The sequence below is a fragment of the Rhizobium sp. R634 genome, from assembly GCF_002211305.1.
Lineage (GTDB): Bacteria > Pseudomonadota > Alphaproteobacteria > Rhizobiales > Rhizobiaceae > Rhizobium.
Genome location: NZ_LOKW01000001.1, coordinates 890,680 through 916,148 on the forward strand (window position 1 = coordinate 890,680; position 25,469 = coordinate 916,148).

The 25,469-nt window shown below is 56.4% G+C and carries 26 protein-coding genes; 3 read left to right on the forward strand and 23 right to left on the reverse strand.

Annotated elements, in window-relative coordinates; all coding sequences use genetic code 11:
- Positions 1-71: 71 nt before the first annotated feature.
- Entirely contained in the window at positions 72-950 is an 879-nt protein-coding gene (locus tag ATY77_RS04020) for a sugar phosphate isomerase/epimerase family protein (RefSeq protein ID WP_190237574.1), read from the reverse strand.
- Between the two features lie 61 nt (positions 951-1,011).
- On the reverse strand, positions 1,012-2,040 hold the full coding sequence (locus ATY77_RS04025; protein WP_245314281.1) for a Gfo/Idh/MocA family oxidoreductase: 1,029 nt from the start codon (positions 2,038-2,040) through the stop codon (positions 1,012-1,014).
- A gap of 117 nt (positions 2,041-2,157) precedes the next feature.
- Here ATY77_RS04025 and ATY77_RS04030 point away from each other — a divergent pair, with 117 nt between their 5' ends.
- On the forward strand, positions 2,158-2,982 hold the full coding sequence (locus ATY77_RS04030) for a helix-turn-helix transcriptional regulator (RefSeq protein WP_088686171.1): 825 nt from the start codon (positions 2,158-2,160) through the stop codon (positions 2,980-2,982).
- Positions 2,983-3,005: 23 nt separating this feature from the next.
- On the opposite strand, the gene ATY77_RS04035 is transcribed toward ATY77_RS04030, so the two are convergent.
- A complete protein-coding gene (locus ATY77_RS04035; protein WP_190237575.1) occupies positions 3,006-3,701 on the reverse strand; it encodes a hypothetical protein in 696 nt (231 codons plus the stop codon).
- Positions 3,702-4,020: 319 nt separating this feature from the next.
- Between ATY77_RS04035 and ATY77_RS04040 the strand changes: the two genes are divergently transcribed.
- Positions 4,021-5,457 carry an aspartate ammonia-lyase gene (locus ATY77_RS04040; RefSeq protein ID WP_088686172.1) on the forward strand — a complete coding sequence of 479 codons (1,437 nt, stop codon included), beginning with the start codon at positions 4,021-4,023 and terminating at the stop codon, positions 5,455-5,457.
- Positions 5,458-5,461: 4 nt separating this feature from the next.
- Here the strand turns inward: ATY77_RS04040 and ATY77_RS04045 are convergent, their stop codons facing one another.
- The 4 genes from ATY77_RS04045 to ATY77_RS04060 all read right to left on the reverse strand — a co-directional run bounded on the left by ATY77_RS04045 (position 5,462) and on the right by ATY77_RS04060 (position 8,791).
- Entirely contained in the window at positions 5,462-6,229 is a 768-nt protein-coding gene (locus ATY77_RS04045; protein WP_088686173.1) for a DeoR/GlpR family DNA-binding transcription regulator, read from the reverse strand.
- Between the two features lie 91 nt (positions 6,230-6,320).
- The gene (locus tag ATY77_RS04050; protein WP_088686174.1) at positions 6,321-7,322 is read right to left on the reverse strand and encodes a glycoside hydrolase family 3 N-terminal domain-containing protein; all 1,002 of its coding nucleotides are present in this window, start codon (positions 7,320-7,322) and stop codon (positions 6,321-6,323) included.
- 3 nt (positions 7,323-7,325) lie between these two features.
- A complete protein-coding gene (locus ATY77_RS04055) occupies positions 7,326-8,141 on the reverse strand; it encodes a DeoR/GlpR family DNA-binding transcription regulator (RefSeq protein ID WP_088686175.1) in 816 nt (271 codons plus the stop codon).
- Positions 8,138-8,791 (reverse strand): HAD family phosphatase, encoded by a 654-nt coding sequence (locus ATY77_RS04060; protein WP_348627665.1) that lies wholly within the window; start codon positions 8,789-8,791, stop codon positions 8,138-8,140. The genes ATY77_RS04055 and ATY77_RS04060 overlap by 4 nt, the downstream gene beginning before the upstream one ends.
- Positions 8,792-8,970: 179 nt before the next feature.
- Here ATY77_RS04060 and ATY77_RS32370 point away from each other — a divergent pair, with 179 nt between their 5' ends.
- Positions 8,971-9,288: a hypothetical protein gene (locus ATY77_RS32370; RefSeq protein ID WP_141103908.1), complete on the forward strand. Its 318-nt coding sequence runs from the start codon at positions 8,971-8,973 to the stop codon at positions 9,286-9,288.
- Between the two features lie 121 nt (positions 9,289-9,409).
- On the opposite strand, the gene ATY77_RS04065 is transcribed toward ATY77_RS32370, so the two are convergent.
- The 16 genes from ATY77_RS04065 to ATY77_RS04140 form a co-directional block, all read right to left on the reverse strand.
- Entirely contained in the window at positions 9,410-9,796 is a 387-nt protein-coding gene (locus ATY77_RS04065) for a VOC family protein (protein WP_088686176.1), read from the reverse strand.
- Between the two features lie 36 nt (positions 9,797-9,832).
- The gene (locus ATY77_RS04070; protein ID WP_088686177.1) at positions 9,833-10,597 is read right to left on the reverse strand and encodes a sugar phosphate isomerase/epimerase; all 765 of its coding nucleotides are present in this window, start codon (positions 10,595-10,597) and stop codon (positions 9,833-9,835) included.
- 60 nt (positions 10,598-10,657) lie between these two features.
- Entirely contained in the window at positions 10,658-11,863 is a 1,206-nt protein-coding gene (locus ATY77_RS04075) for an MFS transporter (RefSeq protein ID WP_088686178.1), read from the reverse strand.
- A gap of 92 nt (positions 11,864-11,955) precedes the next feature.
- On the reverse strand, positions 11,956-12,978 hold the full coding sequence (locus ATY77_RS04080) for an aminotransferase class IV (RefSeq protein ID WP_245314283.1): 1,023 nt from the start codon (positions 12,976-12,978) through the stop codon (positions 11,956-11,958).
- Entirely contained in the window at positions 12,968-14,338 is a 1,371-nt protein-coding gene (locus ATY77_RS04085; RefSeq protein WP_245314284.1) for a glucoamylase family protein, read from the reverse strand. Before ATY77_RS04085 ends, ATY77_RS04080 begins: the two co-directional genes overlap by 11 nt.
- A gap of 292 nt (positions 14,339-14,630) precedes the next feature.
- On the reverse strand, positions 14,631-15,512 hold the full coding sequence (locus ATY77_RS04090) for a Gfo/Idh/MocA family oxidoreductase (RefSeq protein WP_088686180.1): 882 nt from the start codon (positions 15,510-15,512) through the stop codon (positions 14,631-14,633).
- Positions 15,509-16,312, reverse strand: a complete 804-nt coding sequence (locus tag ATY77_RS04095) for an IclR family transcriptional regulator (RefSeq protein WP_088686181.1) — start codon at positions 16,310-16,312, stop codon at positions 15,509-15,511. The genes ATY77_RS04090 and ATY77_RS04095 overlap by 4 nt, the downstream gene beginning before the upstream one ends.
- 4 nt (positions 16,313-16,316) lie before the next feature.
- Positions 16,317-17,900, reverse strand: a complete 1,584-nt coding sequence (locus ATY77_RS04100; RefSeq protein WP_245314285.1) for an ABC transporter ATP-binding protein — start codon at positions 17,898-17,900, stop codon at positions 16,317-16,319.
- Positions 17,901-17,928: 28 nt separating this feature from the next.
- A complete protein-coding gene (locus tag ATY77_RS04105) occupies positions 17,929-18,765 on the reverse strand; it encodes an ABC transporter permease (RefSeq protein ID WP_085740301.1) in 837 nt (278 codons plus the stop codon).
- Between the two features lie 17 nt (positions 18,766-18,782).
- Positions 18,783-19,754: an ABC transporter permease gene (locus ATY77_RS04110; protein WP_088686183.1), complete on the reverse strand. Its 972-nt coding sequence runs from the start codon at positions 19,752-19,754 to the stop codon at positions 18,783-18,785.
- Between the two features lie 68 nt (positions 19,755-19,822).
- A complete protein-coding gene (locus tag ATY77_RS04115; RefSeq protein ID WP_245314286.1) occupies positions 19,823-21,403 on the reverse strand; it encodes an ABC transporter substrate-binding protein in 1,581 nt (526 codons plus the stop codon).
- A gap of 90 nt (positions 21,404-21,493) precedes the next feature.
- Entirely contained in the window at positions 21,494-22,375 is an 882-nt protein-coding gene (locus tag ATY77_RS04120) for a dihydrodipicolinate synthase family protein (RefSeq protein WP_088686185.1), read from the reverse strand.
- A 439-nt stretch (positions 22,376-22,814) separates the two neighbouring features.
- Entirely contained in the window at positions 22,815-23,198 is a 384-nt protein-coding gene (locus tag ATY77_RS04125; RefSeq protein ID WP_088678261.1) for a VOC family protein, read from the reverse strand.
- A 311-nt stretch (positions 23,199-23,509) separates the two neighbouring features.
- The gene (locus ATY77_RS04130) at positions 23,510-23,818 is read right to left on the reverse strand and encodes a YciI family protein (protein ID WP_088678262.1); all 309 of its coding nucleotides are present in this window, start codon (positions 23,816-23,818) and stop codon (positions 23,510-23,512) included.
- 29 nt (positions 23,819-23,847) lie between these two features.
- A complete protein-coding gene (locus ATY77_RS04135) occupies positions 23,848-24,462 on the reverse strand; it encodes an NAD(P)H-dependent oxidoreductase (protein ID WP_280950731.1) in 615 nt (204 codons plus the stop codon).
- A 112-nt stretch (positions 24,463-24,574) separates the two neighbouring features.
- Positions 24,575-25,366 carry an alpha/beta hydrolase gene (locus ATY77_RS04140; protein ID WP_210199541.1) on the reverse strand — a complete coding sequence of 264 codons (792 nt, stop codon included), beginning with the start codon at positions 25,364-25,366 and terminating at the stop codon, positions 24,575-24,577.
- Positions 25,367-25,469 lie beyond the last annotated feature (103 nt).

Consider the following 25,469-nt stretch of genomic DNA (forward strand, 5'->3'; position numbering starts at 1 on the left):
GATATTTCGCAGAAAGGTGGTGCTCGGCGGGCCAGGCTGGAACAGTCAAGTCCGCCGTCGAAGTTAAAACCCTAGCGGCCCAGCAAATTACTCATCAGGTCTTTAAGTCTACGAGCGACCGCAAAACTGTTTTCCTGGTGATTGCGCCGGCAAAAGAGCTCGCAACTCCACCATCCCTCGTAGCCGGTTGCCCTGACTGCATCCGTCCACTCCTGAAGATTGAGCACCCCTTCGCCGGTGGGCACGTCACGCAGTACAGGCTCATCCGGAACGCCGCCATCGAACGTCAGGGAGTCGCAGACATGAATGCCGTAGAGGAGCTCCTTGTCGAGCTTGGCAATTCTCTCCGGCGTGTCACCGGACGTGTAGCAATGCCAGAAATCCACGAGCAGCCGCAGATTATCGCGGCCCGCTTTCTCGATAACCCTGAGCTGCTTGTCCATCGTATTGAGCGGTGTCCAGGACAGCGCTTCGAGATAGAGGATGAGGTTGTGTTCGGCGGCTATCTCCGACAGCTCCCGCAGATTGGAAGCGGTAAGGTCGACCTGTTCATCTTCTGGAAGGTCGACCAAACCCCTGTAAAGATCTGCCGCCGTTCGTTGCCCACGCGCGACCTCGAGACTCAGAGGTCCTGTAATGACTTCGACGCCCTTCGCGCCCACGGCAACCGCGAGTTCAAACAGACGATTTGCTTCAGCAAACAGTTTGGTCTTGTCATCCCCCTGGCGCTCAATATCGATGAGGAAGCCGATGCCCGGGATGAATGTATCGCCAACAAGGGATTTGAGCTCGCTTCTTGATAAGCCGGCGTCAAGGCAGTTCGCGATTTTGTCACCAGACGCTTCCAAGCCATCAAAGCCCGCCTGCCGTGCAATTTCGACGTCAATCGCTAACGTCGAATGCCGCGCGACCAGAGAATGAAGAATGATCTGATCTCTGTTTCTCACCATTTCTCTCCTTGCTGGTATGCCGGATGCGCGAGCTCGTTGCGGAACAGCCGGACAACTCTGCTCATGCCGTGCCTAACTGTTGAATATCGACGTCGCCCGATCGGATTGACGTAATGATGGAGTTAATGGCGGCAAGGTTTGCGACGCTGTCCGCGCCAGTAGACAGCCAGGTCGGCCTTCCATGAAGCCCGGTGACAAAATCCTGAATGGCGGCCACGTGCACGTCCTTGTCGCGGATCGGGATCAGCTCGTTCTTGCCGCCGATCCTGCGCGTCAAAGTGCCGGATCCGCGACCATAGAGCGTCCCACTGGCGGTCAGCGATCCCTTCGATCCCGCAATCATGACCGTGTCTTCGATCTCGGCGGTCAAAAAGCTTTCGTGTGCTTGGAAGATGCAGCCGTCATCCATCGCAAGGATGAAGGCAAGGTGTTGCGGACCACCTCCTACCTGCTTCGAAATCCCAATGGCTCGACGAGGCTCGGCGTCAGTTAAGAACCGCACAAGATCGATGTCCTCGATTGCCGCATCGAAGAAGATGTCGCCTTCCAGATTGGCGAGCTGACCACGGCGATTGGGTGAAGGATGAAATGCGCCGCCCCGCGCCACGACAATCGAATGAATTTGGCCGATATCGCCCTCGCGGATCAGCCGCTTCATCGTCTGATGAACGCTGGAGGCGCGCGCAATGTGATGAACGGCGAGCGTGACCTTGAGGTCATGACAGAGCGCGACGAGCCGGGCTGCCTCTTCACGCTCATTGCTGATCGGGCCATCACAAAGAATGTGTTTCCCCGCTTCTGCGGCCGCAGCAATGTGAAATGAGCGCCGCTCCCGGGTGGCGCTGACATAGACGAAACGCACCTCGCGATCGGCCCATACTCGTTCGAGGTCGTCGGTCGCATTGGGGATGCCAAGATCGCCGGCAAATGTGCCTGCGTAATGGGCATTGCGGCTGACGACCCATAGCGGCTGATGGCCGATCGAGCGGATCGCGGAAACCATATGCTCGGTCGCGATGGTTTCCGTGCCCATGATCGCCCAACCGAGTCTGTCGTTTCCTGCCAACTGATGGATTCCCTTGCGCTTCATTAGGCATTATCCGGTCGGATTCCTCTCGGAGCAATTTCGCAACGGCTTGAAGATGTTCTCAAAGTGGCGTATACTTCACGTCACAATGCTTCAGGCTGTGAGCTTTCGGTAAGGGTCATGAACTACATAGTGGACGATCCGGCGTCATTTGCCGCGAACTTGAGAACTTTGTGCGATCGCCAAGGATCGGTGGCGGCCGTGTGCCGCAAGATCAAGGTCAATCGCCAGCAATTCAACAAGTATCTGTCGGGTGCCCATCTGCCTGCGGCGGCGAATATGCGTATTATTGCGAACTATTTCGGCTTGAGCGTGCCGATCCTGTTTTCCGACCCCGAGGAGTTTAGGACGCTCGTCGATGGCAACTTCTTTCATGCCATGTCGGCGGTCAGGCAGCTGCCGGAATTTGCGCGTTTCGTCTCCGCCATGCTTGTCGAAGATTCCGTTCCGGACAGCGATATCGTCGGCGTCTACGATCGCTACCAATTCTCCTCTATCTACAAGGGCTTCGTGTTGAAGTCCGCATTCTGCATTTACAGGGCAAACCAGTTCCTGCAGCATTACTACGTCGAGCGTTTCCCAAGCTTCGACGATCCCAAAAAGATGGAATATGTCTTTAAATATTACGGGTTCTGCTTTCCTGTCGCGGACCGAATATTCACAGCCGATTTCGAGGGCATACAATCGAACGAACTTACTTTCGGCGTCTATGCTCAGGTCAAGCGCAATTCCAAGAAATTCATGTTCGGTATTTCAAGCGGAATCTCGGCGACCGTCTTTCGTCAGCCTTACTCGACTAAGGTCGCACTACACTACAGGGGACCGGGTTTATTGAAGAGGGAGCAGCTGAAGGGGATCACGGTCATGGACAAGAACGATCCGGCGATCCCTCGCGAGGCACTTCAATATCTTGGCGATGGCTCAGACATGATTCAGATGTCCTGACGTCCCCTGTGCTCAGTCGTCGCTCAAGGGTGAAGCTCGACGGCAAGCCACACCGAGTCGGTGTCGGAGTAGTAGCGGTGCCATGGATAGGTCCATTGGTTTTCGCCGGTAACCCGGCAGAACGGGTCGTGTGAATAGCCGATCGGCATGACGACATCTTCGTAGAGCGTTCCCTGATCGCGTTCGCGGAATTTCTGCATGCGACCAACCCCATGGATCTGCGTATGGACCTCAAGGAAGGGGTGCTCGTTATGGATGAAGCAGTCGGTGTCACCTGGCGCCCACCAGAGATTGAGCTTGAGCGTGAAGTGCTGCTCGGTCGCTGGCGCTGCGTGCTCGTTTGTGAACACCTTGGGGTCGACCGTCACCGTTCCGATCTCGTCCTGCGCCGAGATGAACAGCGGCGTGTCGCGCGGGAAGCTGCGGATTCTGTTGCCGAGCCAGTCCCATCCGCGAAACTGAGCGCCGCCCAAATTGGTAGCCTTGCGGACCTTGATCAATGCAGCTCGCTCGGCTGACTTGATCCTTCCACCCTTCAACCATGTTGATTTCCACGCCGGCACGATTGCAGGATGATCGATGCCGGTAATCATCGGCGACGGACTGATGTTGACAACGACAGCATCTTCGACGTCAAGATCGACGACGTTTTCTACGAGCTTTGCCGAGATGAAATCGTCTGCAAATGCGAGGTTTCTGGTCTGGTTCTGCACGATCATGTATCCCGAATGATGGAGATGATTACATCAAGCCATTTCGGGCGCTCCAAATACATTGCGCGATGACACGATTACCGGCGCAAAATGATTACCTCGTTGCGTCAATTTGCGAAGATATCCGTTGGCACAGCGGCTACGCAGGCAAGACTCACGGGGAGCGGAGGCTTCTGCGGGCCAGATTCTTGTTGAGCGCCAAGGCATAAAAACGAGCGGTCCTTCGCGTTAATTGCGTCATGCTGCTCATCGCTTTTCACCGCAGCGAAATTTGATCGAGGAGATTCACAATTTATCCTTCATCGACAACCGTTGAGGATTGAAGATGGAAGACGCAGCACTGGTGCCTGAAGCATCGAGCATTCGCTTCGAGGCGGATTCGCTCGGACCTGTCCCAGTTCCGGCTTCAGCTTATTACGGGGCTCAAACGGCGCGGGCGATCGCAAATTTCCAGATCTCCGGAATTCCAATCGGCCACTACCCCGACCTTATCCGATCTCTCGCGTATGTTAAGAAGGCAGCCGCCAGTGCCAACTTCATCCTTGGAGATCTATCGGAAGACAAGAAGGACGCGATCATACGCGCGTGCGACGAGGTTGCCGAAGGGTTGTTTGCCGATCAGTTCATTCTTGACGTCTTCCAGGGCGGCGCCGGTACATCCACCAACATGAATATGAACGAGGTGATCGCGAATCGCGCGCTCGAGCACCTTGGTCTGCCGCGCGGGCGATTTGACGTCATTCATCCGAACAACGACGTGAATCTGTCCCAGTCGACCAATGACGTCTATCCCACTGCGATCCGATTGGCCCTTGTCCTATCGACACGGAAATTGCTCGACGCGCTGGAATATCTTTCGGCCTCGTTTGATCGCAAGGCAGGGGAGTTCGGCAGTATCGTTAAGCTCGGCAGGACCCAGCTTCAAGATGCCGTTCCTATGACGCTCGGCCAAGAGTTCGCCGCCTTTGCAGTGACCTTACGGGAAGATATGTCACGAATGACTGAGGCGGTGGGCCTGTTTCACGAGGTTAACCTGGGCGGTACCGCAATAGGCACGGGGATCACCGCCGACCCCCGCTACGCCTCAACGGCAATTGGTGAACTGGCAACGGTTTCGGGTGTGCCTCTGCGGCCGGCCAGCGACTTTGTCGAAGCGTGCTGGGATACCGGCGCCTTCGTCCTGTTTTCCGGCACCCTGAAGCGAACTGCCGTCAAGATCTCGAAGATTTGCAATGACCTCCGGCTCCTTTCGAGCGGGCCTCGCGGCGGGTTCGGGGAAATCACGCTGCCCCCCATGCAGCCTGGGTCGTCGATCATGCCTGGCAAGGTTAATCCCGTCATTCCTGAAATCGTCAACCAAGTTGCTTTTCAGGTCATCGGCTCTGATCTCGTCGTCACCATGGCTGCAGAAGGCGGGCAACTGCAGTTGAATGCCTTCGAACCTGTCATTGTTTTCAATCTACTTCAGTCGATATCGTTGATGACGAGTGCTTTCCGCACATTGGCCGACAGATGCATCGCCGGCATTGTCGCCAATGAGGAGACGTGCCGGCACAACCTTGAAGCGGGTACGGCGCTTGCAACCGCATTAACGTCGCTCATCGGTTATGAGAAGGCGGCGGAACTCGCAAAGCAGATCCTCTCCACCGGCAGGACAATGCGGGAATTGCTGGAGGAGGACAGCAGCCTCTCCTCGAGCCTCATCGAACAGGCTCTCGAGGTGAAGTCGCTGACGCAGCCTATCAGGCTTCGGCGGCCTTGAAGTATTATTCGGCGCGGATGATCCGATAACCGGCGCGTTCGAGCGCATCACATTCGCTGGAGTCGACCGTCTCGTCGATGATCAAATTACCGACGTCACCAGCGTCGCCGATCCTGTACGGCGCGTGTTCATGGAGTTTGCCCGATGTCGTCATCATGATGCTTATTCGGCTGTTCTTGAGCAGGGTCTTTTTGAACTGGGCTTCGCCGAAGTGGTGGACCCGAATTCCATATTCGGCTGAGACGGAGCAGCCTCCGACAAAACTTCGATCCACAATCGTGTTTTCGAGAAACGTGACCGCCGCGGCATCGACGCTGCCACCAATTGCGTGATCGACCTGCCCGCCCACCAGAATGAGAGGAAACGCTGCTCTCGTCTTGACGGCAAATGCCACGTCGATCGAATTCGTCGCCACAGCGACCTGGCGATCGGTCGGAAGGTAGTCGACCAGTGCGACGTTGGTGCTGCTACTATCGAGGAACACAAGCTCACCGGCCTCAATAGTCCGCGCTGCGGCGCGCGCAAGTCTGTGCTTCTCGTTCAGATCCTGAGTCAGCCGCATCGAGAAGGGTAGGGAGGAGCTTGGTATCGGCAGCGCGCCGCCATAGACCCGTCTGCAACGGCCCTCCGCCGCAAGCAGGCGAAGATCGCGCCGGATGGCGTCTTCAGACACATTGAATTCGATCGCCAGCGATGCGGCGACCACGTTTTGCCCAGCGGCCAATCGCATGGCGATCATCTCTCGACGCGACAGTGAAAGCTTGAGCTTCATGGCAGGAAACGGCAGGCCCGCGATGGTGGAGGCAAGACGACCAAAGAATGGTGATCACTGGCGCTGGAAAAGGTCTTCTCGCGAACCGCCGTCATGTCGTCGGCATCCCGCGAACCCGGTCAGCAGCTTCCGCCAGTCGTGTCCCTGGGAGTGTGCCGCGTTCGACAGCATCGACTATCGCTGAGGAGAGCTTTTCAAGATCGGCGCTCCCTGCAACCAGCAGAAGATCGGCGCCTGCGATCAATGCCGCGATTGCCGTCTCCGCGAGCGAGCGATGGCGCATGGTTGCAGGAGCGTCGAGGTCGTCGCTGACGATCAGACCTGAAAAACCGAACTCTTTTCGCAGCAAAGAGATGACCGCAGGAGACGTGCAGGCGGGCTCGTTTGGATCGATCGAGCGAACAACCGTCGGTCCGACCATGACCGCCCTCGAGCCGGCGGAAATCGCCGCTCTGAAAGTTGCCGCGTTACCCAAAATCTCCTCCAGCGGCGTTTCAAGAGCAACGTCCTCGACAGCCGGATCTCCCGCGAGATCGTTAAAGCCTGGAAAATGCTTGGTCGCCGAAGCAATTCCGGCGCGTTGGACCCCCGTGACAAAGGTCTCTACCAGACGCGCAACCGCGACGGGGTCGGAACTCATCGTTCGCTTTTCAAGCCACGGGTTCGTGCCAGTGACGACATCGGCTACCGGAGCGAGAAAGAGTGTGACACCAAGCGCTCGGGCGGCGACGCCCATCTCAAAGCAGCGATTTTCGAGTTCCCGTCTGTCCATCGCAAGGGCCTCGTCGAGACACGGCAGCTCCGGGACGATGCCCTTGAGACGCTCGATTCCGGCCAACTCCTGATCGACGGCTACAATCAGCTCAGGCCGAAGCCTCGTCAGCTTCTCAAGACGTGCCGCGAAAATCTCAGCCGTCTCGGATCGCAGGCGGTCGTCAGACATCGATCTGGCGACATATTCAGCCCGCGTTTCTCCGATCAGGATGGACCAGCCGCCGTTTTCAACAAACGGTACCATTACCTCGTCGAAGTCGAGGTTGGCGAATGCTGGCAGCAGGACAGCATGGGCATCCTGACGGATTGTGAAATTCATGAGCTATTTTTCTCCTGTAGAATTGTCCGCTTTTGATCTGGCCTCGACAACCTCGACACCGGCTTCTCTTATCCTCGAGATCAACGGTTCGCTCGTCGTTGTGGTGTAGAGCGTAGATATCGTCGAGATCGGCGCAACTTCGTAAGTTGCATTGCGGCCAAGCTTGTCGTGTGAAGCCAGGAGAAGCGTCTTTCCAGCCGCCTTCATCATCGCAGCCTTTAAAAAGGCATCCTCAATGTCGTCGGCCCTCAGTGTGAGGTTCTCGTCGATGCCGCAGGTTCCGAGAACGCAGATATCTGCGCGGACGCCCCGCACGGCCTCCGCTGTGAGCGCTCCGGTGGCGCTCCGTGTCAGGCGGTTGAGTTTGCCGCCGAGGAACGTGACGTCGGCAATCGGATGGTCGAGTGCGGCAGCAGCGATGTCTATCGACGTCGTCAGGATCCTAACCTGCAACGTCGGCGGCAGGTTGCGCAAGAAGTGGAGAACAGTCGTGCTGGAATCGACGAAAATTGTCACGTCGTTAGGAATGCTGGCCGCCGCCGCGCGCCCGATCGCTGATTTGTCAGGCGCATCCAAGGCTTCTCGCCGCCTGAAATCGAGGACGGGTGCGGAAAGGCGCATTGCCCCGCCATGGAATCGCTGCACCAGCCGGGCATCGACGAGTTCCTTCAGGTCGCGACGGATCGAATCTTCAGAGACGCAGAGTTCGCGGGCGATTGCTGTTGCCACCACGCGGCCCTCTTTATTGATCCTCTCCAGCAGGATGGCCTGGCGTTCTTCCGGCGAAGACGTAGGCACGACTTCGTGTCTGTTCTTCATGGGCACAGACCGGATTGCGAAAGTAGACCGAGCGCGACAAGTCGCCGCTCAAGATCCTCTGCCGTTGAGAAGTGGACCGTATGGAAGCCCAGCTCGTTGGCGGCGGCAACGTTTGCCGCATTGTCATCAATAAAAATGCAGTCTTTTGCGCCGAGGCCGGACCTTTCCAGGAAATGCTGGAAAATCTCCTCTCCTGGCTTGATCATCTTTTCTCGGCCCGAGACGACAAGCACGTCGAAGAGGTGAAGGAAAGGGTAGAGTTTGGTCGCAATCGGAAAGGTCTCCGCCGACCAATTAGAGATAGCGTGAACCGGCACGTTCTCGCGCTTCAGGCGCCGCAAGATGTCGGCGGTACCAGGAACCTCGCCACCCAGCATCTCTTGCCATCGTTCCCAGAACGCCGAAATGAGGTCCGCCTTTTCTGGGTGCTTCGCGGCCAACGCCGCTATGCCCTCGGAAAAGATGTGGCCTGCGTCGAACTGCTGGTTCCACTCGTTGCTGCAGACATCGCGAAGAAAAGCTTCCACGCTCTCCTCGTCCGGAAGGAGCTTGCGGTAGAGGTATCGGGGATTCCAGTCGATGAGAACGCCCCCAATATCGAAAACGACAGACAATGGTCGCACAGCCGTACTCCTTGCGATTTTGTGCATTATTATGCTGGATAACGCAAAATAGCAAGACAAAACCTGCAAGAAAACGCATTGGGGCAATGAAGTGTGCCTCGGCGTTTCCTCGTTGTTACAGTGGAAAAACTGCTGCCGTTGAGAGGACCTCAACGGCAGCAAAATCGGCCCTAAAAAGGCCGAGGAAAGCCCGGGGAGGAGTAGCGATGGCTATGCGCAAGAACCCGATGGAGGCCAGCAGCGATCGCGAACAGGGCTTTCAACCGTCTTTTACATCGCAGGCGGCTCTACCACAATTTCGCAAACCCACGCCTCAATGGTCATTAAGCAGCGTTGCGTGCATCATTGTGCGTCAGCTCATTTTCCGAGTTTTCCGGTCCACGATGAGCTCGACTTGGGTTCAGATCACGCATAGCCAACGCACATCCTTGGTTTTTCGAGATATCGACTTCGGTCATGGCAGCGCCGGCGATCAAATCAGAAACAGCAGAAGAGTGCATACTTGGCCATTGGACCAGTTATGATAGCGGCTGCGATCACAAAGCGATTATCAACGACGATTGTCGCCAGCTGACGGAGGTCCAGCACGGCGTCTAGCTCGACCTATATACCGAAAACAGCGCAGCGGCGTGGAGGCAACATGAGTCAAGGACCGTGATTATTGACCTCAATCCAGTATCCATCGGGATCCTGGATATAGACTTGTCGATAACCATCGAACCGTTCGCCAACCTTGTGGATATTCCCTGGCCAATCATAATACGCAATCCCCCTGATTTGCATGTCGGCAAGAAACACGTCGAGATCGTTCACTCGCAAGGCGAAGTGCGTATCCTTTTTCAGCAACGTGGTCGTTGTATCTCCTTCGCTCAAATGGATCGTGTCGCTGCCGCCGATTTTGAGCCAGCGGATCTTCTCATTGCTGGTTTCCGCAATGACCTCGAAACCAAACACGTCGGTGTAGAATTTGATGCTTCGCGCAAGGTCTTTGACGAGAAGCGAGAAATGGTCAATCCGGTATTCTAAGATCACAACGTTTGTCCTCCATGCCCACCATGAGCTCGTGGCTCAAGTGTTGAACCGATTAAGGTAGCTCAGGCTTCGTCTCGCAAATTCCAGTGGGTGGCGCGGATTGTCGTGCTCAACAACAAGCAACCAAGCACCACACTCGGTTGCTGTCTTCCATAGTGACGGCCATAGCATGGTTCCACCACCAACTTCAGACCAACCGTCTTCGTCCTCGTGAGTTCCGACGGGCGCCTCGTCCTTGATGTGAGCCGATACGAGGATGCCCCGATGTCTTCGCAACCAATCTGCCGGGTTGATGCCCGCTCGGCTCATCCAGGCAATATCCGCCTGCCACTTCAATGAGCTTCCCCGAGCGGCCGCAATCAAGATCTCGAAGCCAATGCGCCCGTCTGCGAGCGGCAAAAAGTCTTGGCGCATATTGTGATAACCGAGCCCGATCCCGGCACCGTGCAAGCTCTCAGCTAAATGAGCCAATTCAGATCCCATAAAGCGCCAGCCACGGGCGCTAGTCCTCGGCGCGTCAAAGGCAACGCCAGGCACAAACAACTGTTTGATCTGGCAACGTTCACATACGTCAATCAACCGCACGAGGCCATTGCGCAATGCCGGATAACTCACATGGGCGGATGGCGCCAAAAGATGGTGTGCGTCCAGCATGGCTTTTAGCACCCGGGGCTCAGCCAAATGCTCTTCCAAGAGTTCGACGGCTCTAAAACCCGCGCGAGCGGTCGCAGCCAACTGATCTTCGAGCGGGCCTAGTGAGCGAACCGAATACAGCTGCAGCGCTATAACGTTTCTTGTCATGTCCTCAACCTTCTCACCGATCCGATAAAGACATTCTCACCTTTCTACGCCCGTCCAGAGCTATGTGAGCTTCATGGACCTCGCCATGCATGCCAGGCCTATAACAGCCAAGGTGGAAAAGCCCGCAGGAAGGAAAAACACATGTGGAAGGCCAAATTGGGCAACACCCAACCCGCCAGCGGCTCCGCCAAGCGCACTGCTAAGCGCGGTAGAACTCATGAATATGGCTGACGCGGTTGCCACAGCCGTCGGGAGCAATCGTTGAGCGGCAATAATGCCCAATGCAGCGAATACGCCCCACACGCCGCCCATGAGGATTTGCCCCGTGAACATACCCATGACGCTGCTCGAAGCCGCAAAACAGATGTTGGCGAGAACTCCAAGGACCGCAGCGGCACACATCAGCCAAAGCATGCCTGTTTTGCGTGCGAGGAGGACGGTAAATGGCATAATCAGCAGCTCTACAAGAGGCTGAATTCCGATGACCGCCCCGCGTGTAGCAGCGTCAAGACCCAGGCCCTCGTCCATGTACAACAGAAGAAAGCCATATTTGATCGACTCTCCCGCGTAGACGAGGACGAACAGACCAGTGAAACCCAGGAGAGGCAGCATCTCCTTTAGATTTCGATGGCGGAGTGGCGTTGCCGTTGTTCCCGGCCATTTTGCCGGCGACGGTGTGGCGAGTGTGCCTAAAGGGGCAATTTGAAGCAGAAAGCACAAGGCGGTAAACCACAGCATTGCTCGAATTCCAAACTGTGCGGCTATCCACGACCCCACCACGGGACCGACAACCCAGCCGGCGGTCAGCGCCATACGCACGATGGAAACAATGTCGTCGCTCGCCACCGTCGCTTTGGATTGGATCTCGTCATGAATCGCAGCAAAGAGCTGCGAGGCGGCTGCTCCTGAAAATGCCAGCACGAATGTATTCATCACAAAGGGCATCCAACTGCTGATCGAGAGCGCGATCCCGGCCCAGCCGATGAAACCCGAAAGAGCACATAGGCGAAAAAGACTGAGCCGGTCACCTGTTCGATCGGAGAAGCTTCCGATTGCATAACCGGCAACAGGTGCTGCCAAGTTGGTCAAGTAGAAGAGGCCGGCAGCGGCGATCGGCGCATTAAGTTCTCTCACGAGGAACAATACTATCTGCGGGGCTGCGGCCGACATCCCAATGCCTGAAAGGAACATGGCGATTGCTGCACCCAGATAAAGTGGAGACGAAGCGACCTGCCTCAGTGCGGGTTGTTTTTCGAGGGCTTCCAATGTGGCTTTCCATGCGGGAGCGGATGCAGTGACGGCAGATGACGGGGAAAAGTCGAGCGGCGACACTGAAACCCGTATCTGGCCTGCCGGCTTCATCTACCAGGCTGCTGCTGCAATCCATCCATTTCCTGAGGTGACGAGAGCTCCGAAGTTTCTGTTTGGGTGTAGGCGACACGCTCGCCATACCATCCGCTGCTTCGCTTATCCCAGTATGACCGGTGAATGCGGCGGGTTTTTTCACCCACAGACCCGGAACCAATTCTGGTTCCGTTCACCGAACAGACAGGTAAAACACCGCCCGCGGTCGTTGTGAGAAAGATTTCCGAGGCCAACAGAAGCCGCTCAAAGGAAATGGTCTCTTGGATGACATCGACATTCAGCTCTTTGCATAATTCTATGACGGTCCTCCTCGTCATTCCTTCCAACATACCGAAAGAGGGGGTCCTCAGAGAGCCGTCGATCACCGCGAAAATGTTGAAGCCCGGCCCTTCTGTAATATTGCCGTCGAGATCGCTAAGAACCACCGTATCGGCCCCGTGCTCGTAGGCTTCGAACAATCCCATCTCAAAGTCGAGCCAGTGGTAATGCTTCACCAATGGATCTACCGACTGAGGTGGAATTCTGACGCGGCGGCTGACGTGAAGTGCCATGCCAGTTTCCTGTTTTTCCGGGTTCGCGATCCACATGTACGGTACGCAGAACGCCTGAAAGCTGTTCGAACACAAACGAAGATCGCGACTACCGATCGGGGGGCGTCCGCGGGTCATGATGATTTGAACGTAAGCATCACGGAAACCGCACACGGCAACGAGTTCGTGGACTATGCGGTGGATATCGCTCCTTGTAACAGGAGCCGTATCCATCCGAAGGCGCTGGACAGAGCGCTCAAAACGATCCAGGTGGTCAGTCAAACGGAAAAAGCTGCCATCCCACACCGACACGGTGTCCTGACATGCGTCCGAACGCAAAAAGCCCCAATCTAAAAGGGGCACCTTCGCCACTTCGATCGGTACGATTTTCCCATCGACATAGGCGGAGCCTTTCTGAAAAGCCGAGTCCTTGCCGCGACCGGGCACATCCGCCGTGGGCGCTGGCCAAAAAAGCTTATTGCTCACAACCTTCTCCCTCTGGCGGACTTGCGCTCTGAAACTCCGCTCGGTGGTGTTGCCGCCTCCCAATTCCCAAGCGGGTTAATCCTGTCACCACTTCCGGAGCATTCGTAAACAAGCGCCACAGCAAACCTGTCCGGTAGTTCTCGATCATTGCAACGATCGGCCCCTGGTTGATGGCAAGATTGCAATTGGAAACCCAATTCTGAGCGGGAGCGAACGCATCAGCAAAGCCGAACGCCCCCCACAAGCGTCCGTTTCCATAGGAGAGAAACGCCCTTGCCGCAGCTTCCGCTTGGTCGGGCAGGAAGGGGAAGCTTGATAGAGCGGCGGTCGGTGCAATAACGCCGACATCACTAAGCGGGCAACTCACGAGGTAGCCCTTGGGACCATCTGATGCGGTCAAACCCCAACCATATACTCCATAACCCATGTGTCCCATCGGATTTCGTCTGCAATGTTCGTAGTTAATTCTGCAATGAGCGACGACCTGATCCCAATAGTCGATATGGTCGTCGAAAAGCCCCCGAGGATCCAAGCCGCAGAACGAGAACTGAGAGAGAAAGAGAGGACCGCCGTATGGTAAGCCGGCGGGGAGGCTGTGGCCATAATAGCTGTTACCATTTCGGTACTTTCCTTCGTTTCTCCATCCGAGTTGGAAGACCTGCCGGTCGATAAAGTGGTTCGGCGAGCCCGCCGCAAGTACATAGGCAACGAGCCCCTCGTTCCACCCCGTGATAGGCAAATTCAAGGACCACTCGTGGTTCGGGCTCCAGTGCCAGAACAATGATGGCCGGGCTTTCGGACGTACGAAGCCGCTCCATTCGACCGTCGTGACAATCTGATTAACTCGCTCTCTGATGTTGTCCTCGGCCGGCGATTCCTCATCGAAGTACTCCCGAGCGCATAAAAGCCCCTGGACGAGCAATGCTGTTTCGACAAGATCCGCTCCGTCGTCCATCGGCTGAAGAGGGACTGTTTTGAGATCGCTGGCTTTTACGAAGTGCGGGAACGCTCCGCGAAATCTTGTTATCTTGTGCAGGGCTTCGAGTATTGTCAAAACACGCGAGGCGGCGCGTTCTCGTGCCAACCATTCTCGATGTGCCATGACGATTATCGCCATTAAACCGAAGCCAACGCCTCCGAGCGAAACCAGATCCGAGATCACCTGGCCCTTGGTTCCTCGCCTGTCGTAAGGAAGACCTGTGGCTACATCGGCACCATCCCAAAAATAGGCGGCATGCTGTCGTTGAATGGTGTCAAGCAGGCTGGGAAGCGATGTGCATTCAGGCGTGTTAGGTGGGGCGGCGAACAGAGACCAGTTCGCCGCGCCGTAACCTTCCAAGACAGCCCTCACATTCGTCATTCTTGTCGCCATGAATGTTCGCAGATATTCAGTCAGTCTCTGGTGCGCAGTTTTACCGGCACATCGATAACAGCATCTGGAGAATTGCATCCGCCGCCAGCTTTTTGCAGTTCGCAACCTGCAAATTCCGACGTCGGATGTGCGCAGAATTCGCGCCACATTGCTTCGATCGTGAATGATCCGCTGCAGTCACATATGTGCAACTCAACTGGACCACTGCGCTCTGAGGAAATTGGATCTCGACTCGCCTTGCAGTGCCACCCCGGGAGCGTTGTTGGGGGCTGATGCGACGCTATTTGGAGATAAGTAGCTGCTCATCGCATTCCGCTACGAGCCTGAGGAGGCGCAAACCATAGGACGCGTCACAATACGTGCCGTTGCCGCCGGTCAGCTGACGTATTGCCTCATGGTAAGCCTCTGCAGCACCGCCATTTACCATGTCAATCTGCGGCAGCTCGACCTTGCCTCCACTCCAAGTGAAGCTGGTTTCGCTCGCAAGGTCCTCGTCGAGGGCCCTTAAGGCCAGCTCCGCATCCGAGGTGGCACCGCTTTCATGACGGGCGGAAAGCAGAATATGACCTTTGGCATTGAGTTCGGCGGAAATATTAACGATGCTCCCAAGAACATACTCCAAGACGGAAAGCGCGTGTGGACCGAGATCATGAAGCGCTGCGCGCGGACTCTGGCGCCAAGTCGAGTTGATGTACGGCGATGGAACTCTCATGGAATTCGCTACAATCCGCACTCGTCCATGCGTCAACCCGGGTGCTTTAGCAGCCTGGGCAAGTTGCGACCGAAGTCCAGGGTGAAATAGGCGCGTTAGGAAAACAACTGAGCGTACGCCACTCTTGTGTATAGCCTCACTTAAGGCGAGGCCGTCGTCCACCGTGAGTGCAATCGGCTTTTCAATAAGCACCTGTTTTCCGTGTTCCGCGGCCGTTTTCGCTAATTTGGCTTGGGCTCCAGGCGCGACGGCGAAGGCTACAGCGTCTACTTTGGATAAGAACTGGCCAAAATCACAATAAGGCGCAACCTCGTGCTCTGCGGCCAGCTCTGCTGTCTTGACTCGATCTCTTCCCCAAATGCCAACGAATGTTAGGCCCGGGTCCCGGGCAAGCCCCTTAGCATGAATTTCGGATGCCCAATGAGCAGTACCGACCAGACCTATTTTCATACAGTTCGGATCCTGGGTTGCAGCGATTCTTGGTAGCCCAAGGCGCGAGAAATTTCTTTTGCGGCTTCGGAGACAACAAGACCGATCGATGGAATTTCTTCGGAAACAAGGCGGCTGACGGGGCCGCTCATGCTAATTGCTCCTTTTGGACGCCCCGTCGCGTCAAATACGGGGGCACCGATGCATCGCCCGCCGAGCGACGATTCCTCGTCATCGACCGCAAAGCCAAGCGCGCGGATAGTTTGGAACTGCGCCTCCAGCGAGGCTCTTGTCGACAACGTATTTCTGGTAAATGTATCCAGCGCCGACGGAGGCAACAGAATGTTGAGTGTCTCCTCGTCCAACCAGGCCAGAATTGATTTGCCGAGCGAACTTGCGTGCCATGGGTTTGGCAACCCCACTGTTGCTCCCTGCTTAAGTGCCTGAGTGGCCTCGATACAATCGATGACAACCAGCTCCTTGTGAACCCAAAGCGCAAGGCTGACCGTTTCGTTATAGCGACTGTGAAGCGCCTCAAGCTGCGGCCGCGCCAGATGTCGTACGTCTCGATGTTGGAGGGCTTTTTGGCCCAGGAGATAAACCCCAATGCCGAGGACATACCGGCCATTTCCGTCGCGTTCGACGTACCCGTGACCTACCAAGCTGGATAGATAGCGAGACGTCGTCGGTTGCCCCAATCCTACCTCACGAGCGATTTGCGACAACGAACTCGGACCGCTGGCGGAGCCAAGCGCCGCAAGGATTGCCACCGCTCGGTCGACTGCATCAAACTTGCTCGACTTTCCGCTTTCTGATTCCATCCGCCTATCCTTGCTGACTTGGAAAATGAACCACCCGAGGCGCGAGGCGCGTAGCTTGAACTCTCGGTGCTGCGTCCAAGAGCAGTTTGGTATATTCGTGCCGGGGAGCACGCAGAACCCGAGTGGCGGGGCCGCGTTCAACCACCTCACCATTCTTCAATATGATGATGGATTCGGCAATCTCTGAGACCAATGGGAGGTTGTGCGTTATGAACAGCATGGATAACCCATCGCGCTTCAGCTCCATCAGAAGATCAATAACAGCGGCTTGCACAGAGACATCGAGTGCCGAGGTGATCTCATCGCAGATCAACAAGCTGGGGTCCATTGCAAGAGCCCGGGCGATTGCGACACGTTGTCTCTCTCCGCCGGAAAGGTCGGCCGGAAACAGGTTGGAAACCCTTTTTGGCAAGCGCACTCTTTCGAGTAATTGCGTCACTTTTGATTTGATTGAGCTTTTATCCACACCCGCGAGCATCGCCGCACGGCCGACCGCATCCTGGATGGATTCGCGCGGGTTAAGGGAACGGTCAGGGTTTTGAAAAACAATCTGAAGGGCTGACAATTGTGCCCGCGAGCGGTTCGCATAGCCGAAGTTGAGAGCCACATCTTGGAAAGTGATTCGACCCTGACCGCTCGCATGGAGACCGGCAATGCACCGTCCAGTAGTTGTTTTTCCGCTGCCGCTGCCGCCGACGAGAGCCAGGCATTCGCCGTGGCCAATTGAAAACGAGACCCCATGAACAACCCGCACGGGGCCGTAAGAAACGGTCAAGTCCTCTACCTGAAGCAGAGTTGGCAACACCCCGTCCGGCGCGCTGGGTTCTTCCTCAGCCGTGCAGCGCGGGGGTAACTGCGGCACCGTGCTAAGGAGCATCCGAGTGTACTCGGTTGCCGGACTGGTGAAAATCTGTTCCTTTGTGCCACTTTCAATGATCTTGCCGCCGAGCATAACGGCGACCGTGTCAGCAATATTATGCACGACCGCCAAGTCATGTGTGACGTACACAAAACTCGCTTTCGATGTCTGGACTAGTTCGCGTATCAGATTCAAGATGGTTTGCTGTGTGGAGACGTCTAGACCGGTGGTTGGTTCGTCCATGACGATCACGCGAGGACGAGTGATGAAGGCCATTCCAATCGCAACCCTCTGCAGTTGGCCGCCGCTAAGTTCAAACGGGTAACGGCGCAGGAAGCCGGCATCGGTCGGCAAGCCTACGTCCTTGAGCATATCCCGCCTCATTTCGGCGATCTTCGACGCCGGATAGCCGTGAACATGCAACAGTTCGGCGATTTGATCGCCGACCCGCATGCGCGGGCTAAAGCTCGTTGTCGGGTTTTGCGGGACCAGTGAAACCTTGCTTCCGCGATAGCCGCGCAGCTCGCGCTCTGGGAGTGCCAAAATGTCCCTGTTATCGATGATTACCTTGCCACCACCAAACACCATACCGGGGCGCGCAAAACCAATCAGACCAAGAGCTAACGATGTTTTACCAGACCCTGATTCCCCGATAATGGCGAGCACTTCGCCCTCGCCGACGGTAATCGAGGCGTCGTCTACGATGATGCGGCCCTCGGTGTCGCGCATCGACAAGTTCTGAACAAGCAACGGGGGATTAAGCATTTTCCTGCCTCTTCGAATGGCCGATGGAACGGGCGAAGTTGTCGGTCAGGACGTTCACGGCCACCGAGAAGATCGCTATCGCTGCCGCGGGCGCTATGGCAAGCCAGGGAGAGATCGTGATGCCCAAGCGGTTCTCACTTATCATCATTCCCCAATCCGCTGCAGGAGGTGGCAGCCCCAGACCAAGATAACTGAGCGAGGCGTAAAGGATGATCGATCCGCAGAGCCGGACGCCGTAATCCGCCAACACCGGAGGAAGAATATTTGGAAGGATATCCTTGAGACACACAGCCAGCCAGCGTTCACCTCTAACGAATGCGGCTTCAACGTACTCGTTTCGAGATATGTCGATCGTGATCAATCGAACAATTCTTAGAACACGTGGCACGTGGATGAAGACGATGCCAAATATCACAGTGGTAAGGCTTGGGCCGGTTGCCGCAAGCAGCACAAGCAGGAAGATCGCAGGAGGCAAGGCATAAACAATGTCGGAGAGCGCGACGAGAGTATGGTCGAACGAGCCTCGACGAAGACCTGACAGTATGCCGATGGGTACTGCGATCAGAAAAGCCAGGGTTGTTGCCAGAACGGCTATCATCAAAACGGTTTGACCTCCGGAGAGAAAACGGCTGAAAGCGTCTCGCCCCAAAAAATCCGTTCCCAGGATGTGATCACGCGATAATTGCGAAAACGGGGGGCCGACGATTTCGTCGTACGCGTAAGGGGTGAGCCATGGTCCGATCGTTGCGACACCGACGATTATGATCGTGAGAAGCAACGCGATCCATGATGCGCGGTTAGAAAACATGATCTGCATAGTTCGAAGCATTTGTTCCTCCTCACGTATCAAAGCGAAGCGCTTTGGGCTCGCAGTCGAGGATTGAGAAGCATGATGAGAACCTCGGACACCAGATTGATCAGCACATAAGTTCCGGTAATCAAAAGGGTTATGGCCAAGACCGTGGGCATATCGCGGTTGATAACTGCGTCTGCAAATGCGCTGCCGATACCAGGCAGTTGGAACACGGCCTCGGTAACGACGACCCCACCTGCGAGCCAGGCGGCGTTCAGTGCGATGGTCTGGATCGACGGCGTTACGACATTCGGAAAGACATGGCGTATGAGCACACGAGCCGGGCTGAGGCCTCTAAGACGAGCCATGTACACGTACTCCGCCGAAAGGACCTCGATGGCCACAGCCCGCACCATGCGAACGACCTGGGCTAGAGTGGTGCAAAGGAGTGTAACAACAGGCAAAATGAAGAGGGTCGACTGCGACAGCAGCGTTCTGTTGCCTTGGATCAGTGATACCGGCGGAAGGAAATTCAGACCGACGGCGAAGACAACGATCAGGACCGTGCCGACGACAAATTCCGGCAGGGCTACAAGTACGATTGTCGGGACCGTGATGATGTGGTCGGGCAATCTGTCCTTCCATACCGCAGCGGCGGTCCCGAGCAAAAACGAGAGCGGAATCAGCGCCAGAAGCGAAGAGATAGTGAGGATGACGGTATTTACTGCCTTCGGCCGGATCATCTCCCAAACTGGACGACCCGATGGAATCGATCTGCCGAAATCCCCCGACGCTACGCCGGAAGCCCATGAGAGATATTGAGAGATTGCCGGTCGGTCCAACCCAAACTCGGTGCGCAAGGCTTCCACGGCGGCAGGATCAGCTTTGGGGCCGAGTGCGGCCCTTGCAGGATCTCCGGGAAGAAAAAGTGTCGCGGTGAAGACGACAGCCGAGACGGCTATCAACGTGAAAACAGACAGCGCTAGTCTTGCCATCACCAACTTTGAAAGACGGGCAGTAACCATCCATGGCTCCCTTCTTGATGTTGCCCCACCTCGGGGGAGGCGGGGCAATCGTTAGGTTCGGGTGGATCCTAGGCTTCGAGCGAAATCCCTTCGAACCGGTAGTAGCCGAGATTGCGTTGACTGGAAGGAGAAAGCCCTTTCACACGGACATTTGCCGCGTCCAAGAGATCTCTAAAGCCCCAGATTATATAGCCGCCGTCTTCCCAGATGATCTTTTGCGCTTCAAAGAGATAGTCCTTCCGCTGAGACGGATCGAACGTCGTGCGAGCCATGGAAACCCACTTGTCGAAGGCGTCGTTCGTCCAATCCGGTTCGTTCCAATATGCGCCGCGGGCATAGGCCTGTCCAAAAACGGATTCGATTGTGTGTTGTCCCCAATCTGAACTGGCCATAGCCGTCTTCTTGAATTTCGGGCCGGAGTAATAACTGTCTGGCGGGACGACGGTTAGATCGATTTTCACTCCTGCCTGCTTTGCTTGGTTGGCAATGAGGGTTGCGGATGCCAACATTCCCGGCGCGGCGTCCGAGGTGTACAGCTCAAATGACAGATCGTTGTCGTATCCCGCCTGTTTCAGGAGCGATCGAGCCTGATCCGGATCGTGCTGCCTTTGCGGCAGCGCGGAGGCGTAGTCGGGGTCGGTTATGCAATGAAGATCGTTGCCGATCCTGCCGTAGCCGGCCAAGGCGTTAGCCACCAACTGTTCGCGGTCGACAAGAAGCCGCATCGCTTGACGTACGCGGACATCGGTGAACGGCTTCTGGGCGACCATCATGAACTGGTCTGTCGTAGCTGCGCTCGTTGAGCGCAGCAAAGCCATAGCAGGGTTCGCCTCGACGATACGCGCAAGGTTGCCATCGAGTTGTGCGACAACATCGACCTGGTCAGCAATTAGGGCGTTCATCCGCGCCGTCGGATCATTGATAGCAATGAATTCGACACCGTCGAGATACGGCATTCCCGGAGTGCGAAAGGCATCGTTCCGCTTCAGCGTCACCCGTTGGCCCTGGCTCCATTCGACGAACCTGAAGGGTCCGGTGCCCACCGGCTGAGTAAAGTCCTTGGTGCCATCTTTTACAAGAAACATCACTTTGCTCCCAAGAACCTGGGGCAGAAGTGCGTAAGGTTTAGCGAGCGAGACTTCGACGGTGCTGTCGTCGAGTGCTCGAATATCGGAGGGCTTCATCAAGCCCGATAGGTTGGTGAAGCCGTCGGCCTTGTTTTCCGGCGTGAGCATGTACTGCAGCGAGTACACAACGTCCTTGGCTGAAAACGGCGTTCCATCGTGCCATACAACCCCGCTGCGAATTCTAATTTTCCAGACGTTCCCTTCCTTGCTGTGGCTGAAGTCTTCGGCCAGGCTGTTGTAGATGTGTCCGTTGCCGTCGAAATCAGTCAATCGGTCGTAGATCGACTGAGCGACGGCAAAGTCCATGTCTCCCGTCGAGATGAAGGGATTGAGCGACGACTTAGCGCCTGCTGCGCCGAGACCCACACGCAGAGTGCCGCCGCGGGACGGTTCGCCGGCATGCGCTCGATCCGCGATCGCCGGGGCTAGTGCGATGCATGACCCGACTGCCAGACCCGCTTTGAGGAAATTGCGGCGCGGCATGGTGGTCGATGTGAAGATGTTGATGCTCGTCTCTTTCATAACAGCTGCTCCCTTTTTTGTGTTGTAACGGCGAGAGGATGAGATGCCGGAACACTTATGGTGATCCGACATCCTTCGGCACGTCCTGGCCTAGGCGATAAGTCCGGCGTGGCGCAGTGCAGCGCGAATATTGTCTTGATCTTCCATGGCTAGATCGCCGCTTGGCTTCCTGGGCTCGCCTACCTTGCGGCCAAGCAGATTGATGGCGAACTTGACGCGTGCGGGAAAGTTGGCTGGCTTGATCATCTCTCGGGCAAGAGGCGCGATTTTTTCCGTTAATTCACGTCCCCGCCTGTAATCGCCTTCCAGGTGCGCCCGGTAAATTTCGCCGTATTCTTTCGGAATCACAGTGTTCACGCCGGAGATCGAGGCGTCTGCGCCCAACAAAAAACTTGCGATGTTCACGCTATCCGCGCCGGCAGCGATCGCGACGCGATCTCCCACGGTCTGGACAAGCTCCGCGACCGGTTCAAGGGCGACCTCTTTTACGCAAATGACACCGGTTAGTTTGGCGATACGCTGCATTGCCGACGGAGGGCTGAAAAAGTGGTTATAGAAAATGATCGGCATTTGCGTCGCGTCATGGATGTCTCGAACGAACGCCTCGAGACCCTCCTGCGACGGCGTCGTATAGATCGGCGGCCCGACCATAAACGCGCTTGCGCCAGCCTCTTTTGCCTTCTGGCCCCTTAGGATAGCGTCCTTCGTCGTGGTCGTGATGACGCCGGCAATAATCCGCATATTGCTGTTCTGCACGGCTTCATTGACAAGCTGGCCCAGCTCCTCGGCGCTCAGCTCGTCTCCCGAGCCCGTACTGCCTCCAACGACAGCCAGCGTGACACCGACGGATTCCATGAAGCGCAGTTCATTTCGGAACAGCTCGAAATCCAGGCTGCCGTCCGCCGCAAATGTGGAAACGAGTGGCGGGATGACGCCGTTTATCTCTTCCTTGGACAGCGTTTGTTTTGTCATGGTCTCTTTCCTATTTCACTGAGTGAAAGTAACTCTCGTACAGTGAAATAATCCAGAAGCAGACCTGGCATGTCAACTCGCCTTTAAGGCAGGCGCGTCACATTGCGTCACTTATCATCAAAGTGCGAACGCCCATGGGACGAGGTCTTTGACGTTGAAGCCGGTCGAATCGATACGGAAGTTGCGTCTGTTCGTACGAGAAAGGAGACGATGAAAGGGTTGCTGGGAGCTCGCGATCTCCCTTGCGCTGCCGCAGAACCCAGCCGCGGTCTGGCTGTTGCCGCTTCGAACAAGCCTGACGCATGCACGGAATACGACAATATTGCCAGCGGCGATGCCCTTTCACGGCTCCGTCGTTGCAAATGATCAGGGACGGCATATCCACCGCCGTCTCACGGATTGATGATGAAGTCCGGCACTCGTTGTCCGGACTTTGCGATTAGGAGGTTATCTCGACGCGCGAGCCGTCAGGCGTCGCGATGACGGCCTCGTAATAGCCGTCGCCCGTCATTCGTGGACCCGAAACTAGGATCCCGTCGATCTTGCATCTGGCGGCCATTTCGTCGACCGCCTTCTGACTCCCGAGAGAAATGGCAATATGATCCCATCCGCTTGCTTCCCGATCTTCACTGGGATCAATCCACGGTCCGGTCATGAGCTCGATTTCGGCACCTGTGTCGGCAAGCTTGATGAAGCGCGAAACGAAACCTTCTCGGCGCTTGCTATGATAGGGCTCCCCAATCTCGGCATCGAAATACGTCTGCCAGAATGCAACCTGTCGGTCGAGGTCGGGAGTCCAAATGGCAACGTGTGCAATATGCAAGTCATTTCCTTTCCGATTCAAAACGACAGGGGTTTCCGCGGCAACACGGCGTAGGCGCAGCGGTTGCACAAGCGTCAGGGGCACGGGTTCCCCGACCGATCCTTCCGCGTGCGGGCCTCTCTTTCGCCTACCACTGAGCCAAATGTAAAATAGCAAAATGTGTTTGCCTGTTGCGAGGCGTCATTGCGGACCGCCTCGGTCACCTGTCGATGTGGAGTGCTGACGAAGCGGATGCAGAAGGTATTCTGTCTGCACTGCGTTCGCTAAAGTCTCCGGCCTCAGCAGCGTTGTCGGAGTAGCATCGTGGTCGCTCAGATCAGGTTTGGTTTCAGAGTCAAAGCTTCCGCAAAGGCTTCCGCGCCGAGGGCGGGTTTGAAGCAGCGTATGTCATATTCGACCAGGTTCTGCCTATGGAAGGAGTCGGTTTTCAACATCGCGTCGAGTTCTTCCCGGCTGGCGCAATGGGCAAGGACGATTCCGCCAACGGCCGGTTCCATAGGGCCAGCGGCGATGATTGTTCCCGCCTTTAGATGTTCGGCGAGCCATTCGCGATGGGTGTCGAGATGGGCTTTTATATCATCCATGGGGCGGATGTAGGTGAGAGTAACGACATAAAGCATCGGTGGATTTCCTTAAAGGAGTGGAAGAATTATGCCACGAGGTTCAGGATCTGCTCGTCGGCGTCGCGGAATGCTTTGGCCGTCATTTCCGGGCCGCGCGCCATCCCTTCAGCATAGATGAACTGGACGTCCGCGATGCCGAGAAAGCCCAGCATGTATCTTAGATACTGCGCCGGCGTGTCGGCGGGCGTATCCCTGTAGAATCCGCCCCGCGTCAGGGCGATGATCGCCCTCTTGCCCGTCACCAGGCCGACCGGTCCGGTCTCCGTATAACGGAATGTCGCACCCGGTTTGGCGACGGCATCGATCCAGTTCTTCAACTGGGATGGAATGTTGAAGTTGTACATCGGCGCACCGATGACGATGATGTCCGCCCGCAGGAGTTCAACGACGTGACGTTCGTCTTCGAGCACTCGGGCGGTCTGATCTGGCGTTCGCGCGTCGGGAGGGAGCATCCGTGCCGCGACCGCCAGTTCATCGAGCGGCTGGACCGGATCGCGTGCCAGGTTCTTAATCTGGACGACAGCGTCCGGATCAATCCCTCTCAGATGGCGGACGATGGTGTCGGCCAAAGCGGAGGAGGCGGAGCCGTCAATTCGCGCGCTGGAATTGATTTGCAGTATCTTCATGAGAATTCCTTTCATGCGCCTCTCGCGGCGCATTCAGTCGATGGACAACGGACGCTGATGATCGCCGGCATGGCGAGCATGGCCGCGGTCACTCGGGGATAAGGAGGCGGGTCGATGCGCCCGCAGCTCAGGCTTGTGCGGCGTCTTCGATCAGTGCGGTGACGACATCTGCATGGGATATCAGGGACATGTGGCTCGAGAAGACCTCCGTTATGGCAGCCTTGCTGCGGTGAGCCATCCAGCTCTGGAGTTCGGGCGCAAGCGCTCGGTCGTTCCTGGACAGAAGATACCAAGACGGCTTTTTCTTCCAAGCGGTGCCGACTACCTTCTCACCGAACGAGGTTGCGGCGATAGGCTTCTGTGTGGCGGCAAGAAGCTGGATCCTCTCGGGCGGAAGATCGCCTGCGAGCGCGGGCCCATAATAAGCCGGGTCGAACCACAGCGAATTGCGGCCGTCGGGGCGCGCTCCTTCCATGCCGGAAGAAGGCGAACCATGATTTTGAAGGTCAATAGCCGACTCATTCTCCTCAGGCACCAGCGCCGACACATAGACGAGAGACGTGACGTTCGGCAAAAGCCCGGCCTCAGTGATCACCATGCCGCCCCAGCTATGCCCCACCAGTACGACAGGGCCGGACTGGCGGCTCAGGACATTTTTGATGTAGGCGATGTCATCGGCGAGCGATGTCAGGGGGATTTGTGCGGCCGTGACGGTGTATCCCTTTGAGGCAAGCCGGAGGATGACTTCGCTCCAGCAATTGCCGTCTGTAAATGCGCCATGCACCAGCACCACGTTTTTCGTTTTCTGTTCAGCCATTTCGTTCGGTCCTGTCTGCGCGGATGCCGGCTGCCGCATGATTCCCGCAAGAGCGCCGGCCGCTGACATCGCGATCAAGCTTCTTCTCTTTATGACGGACATGTCGTGTCTCCATGGAGCGTATGCAGTCAGCGTGGCCGATGTGAGTTCGACTAACAGGTACCGACTTGCCAAATGTCTCACTAGTCGTTTGAATTAAGAATAA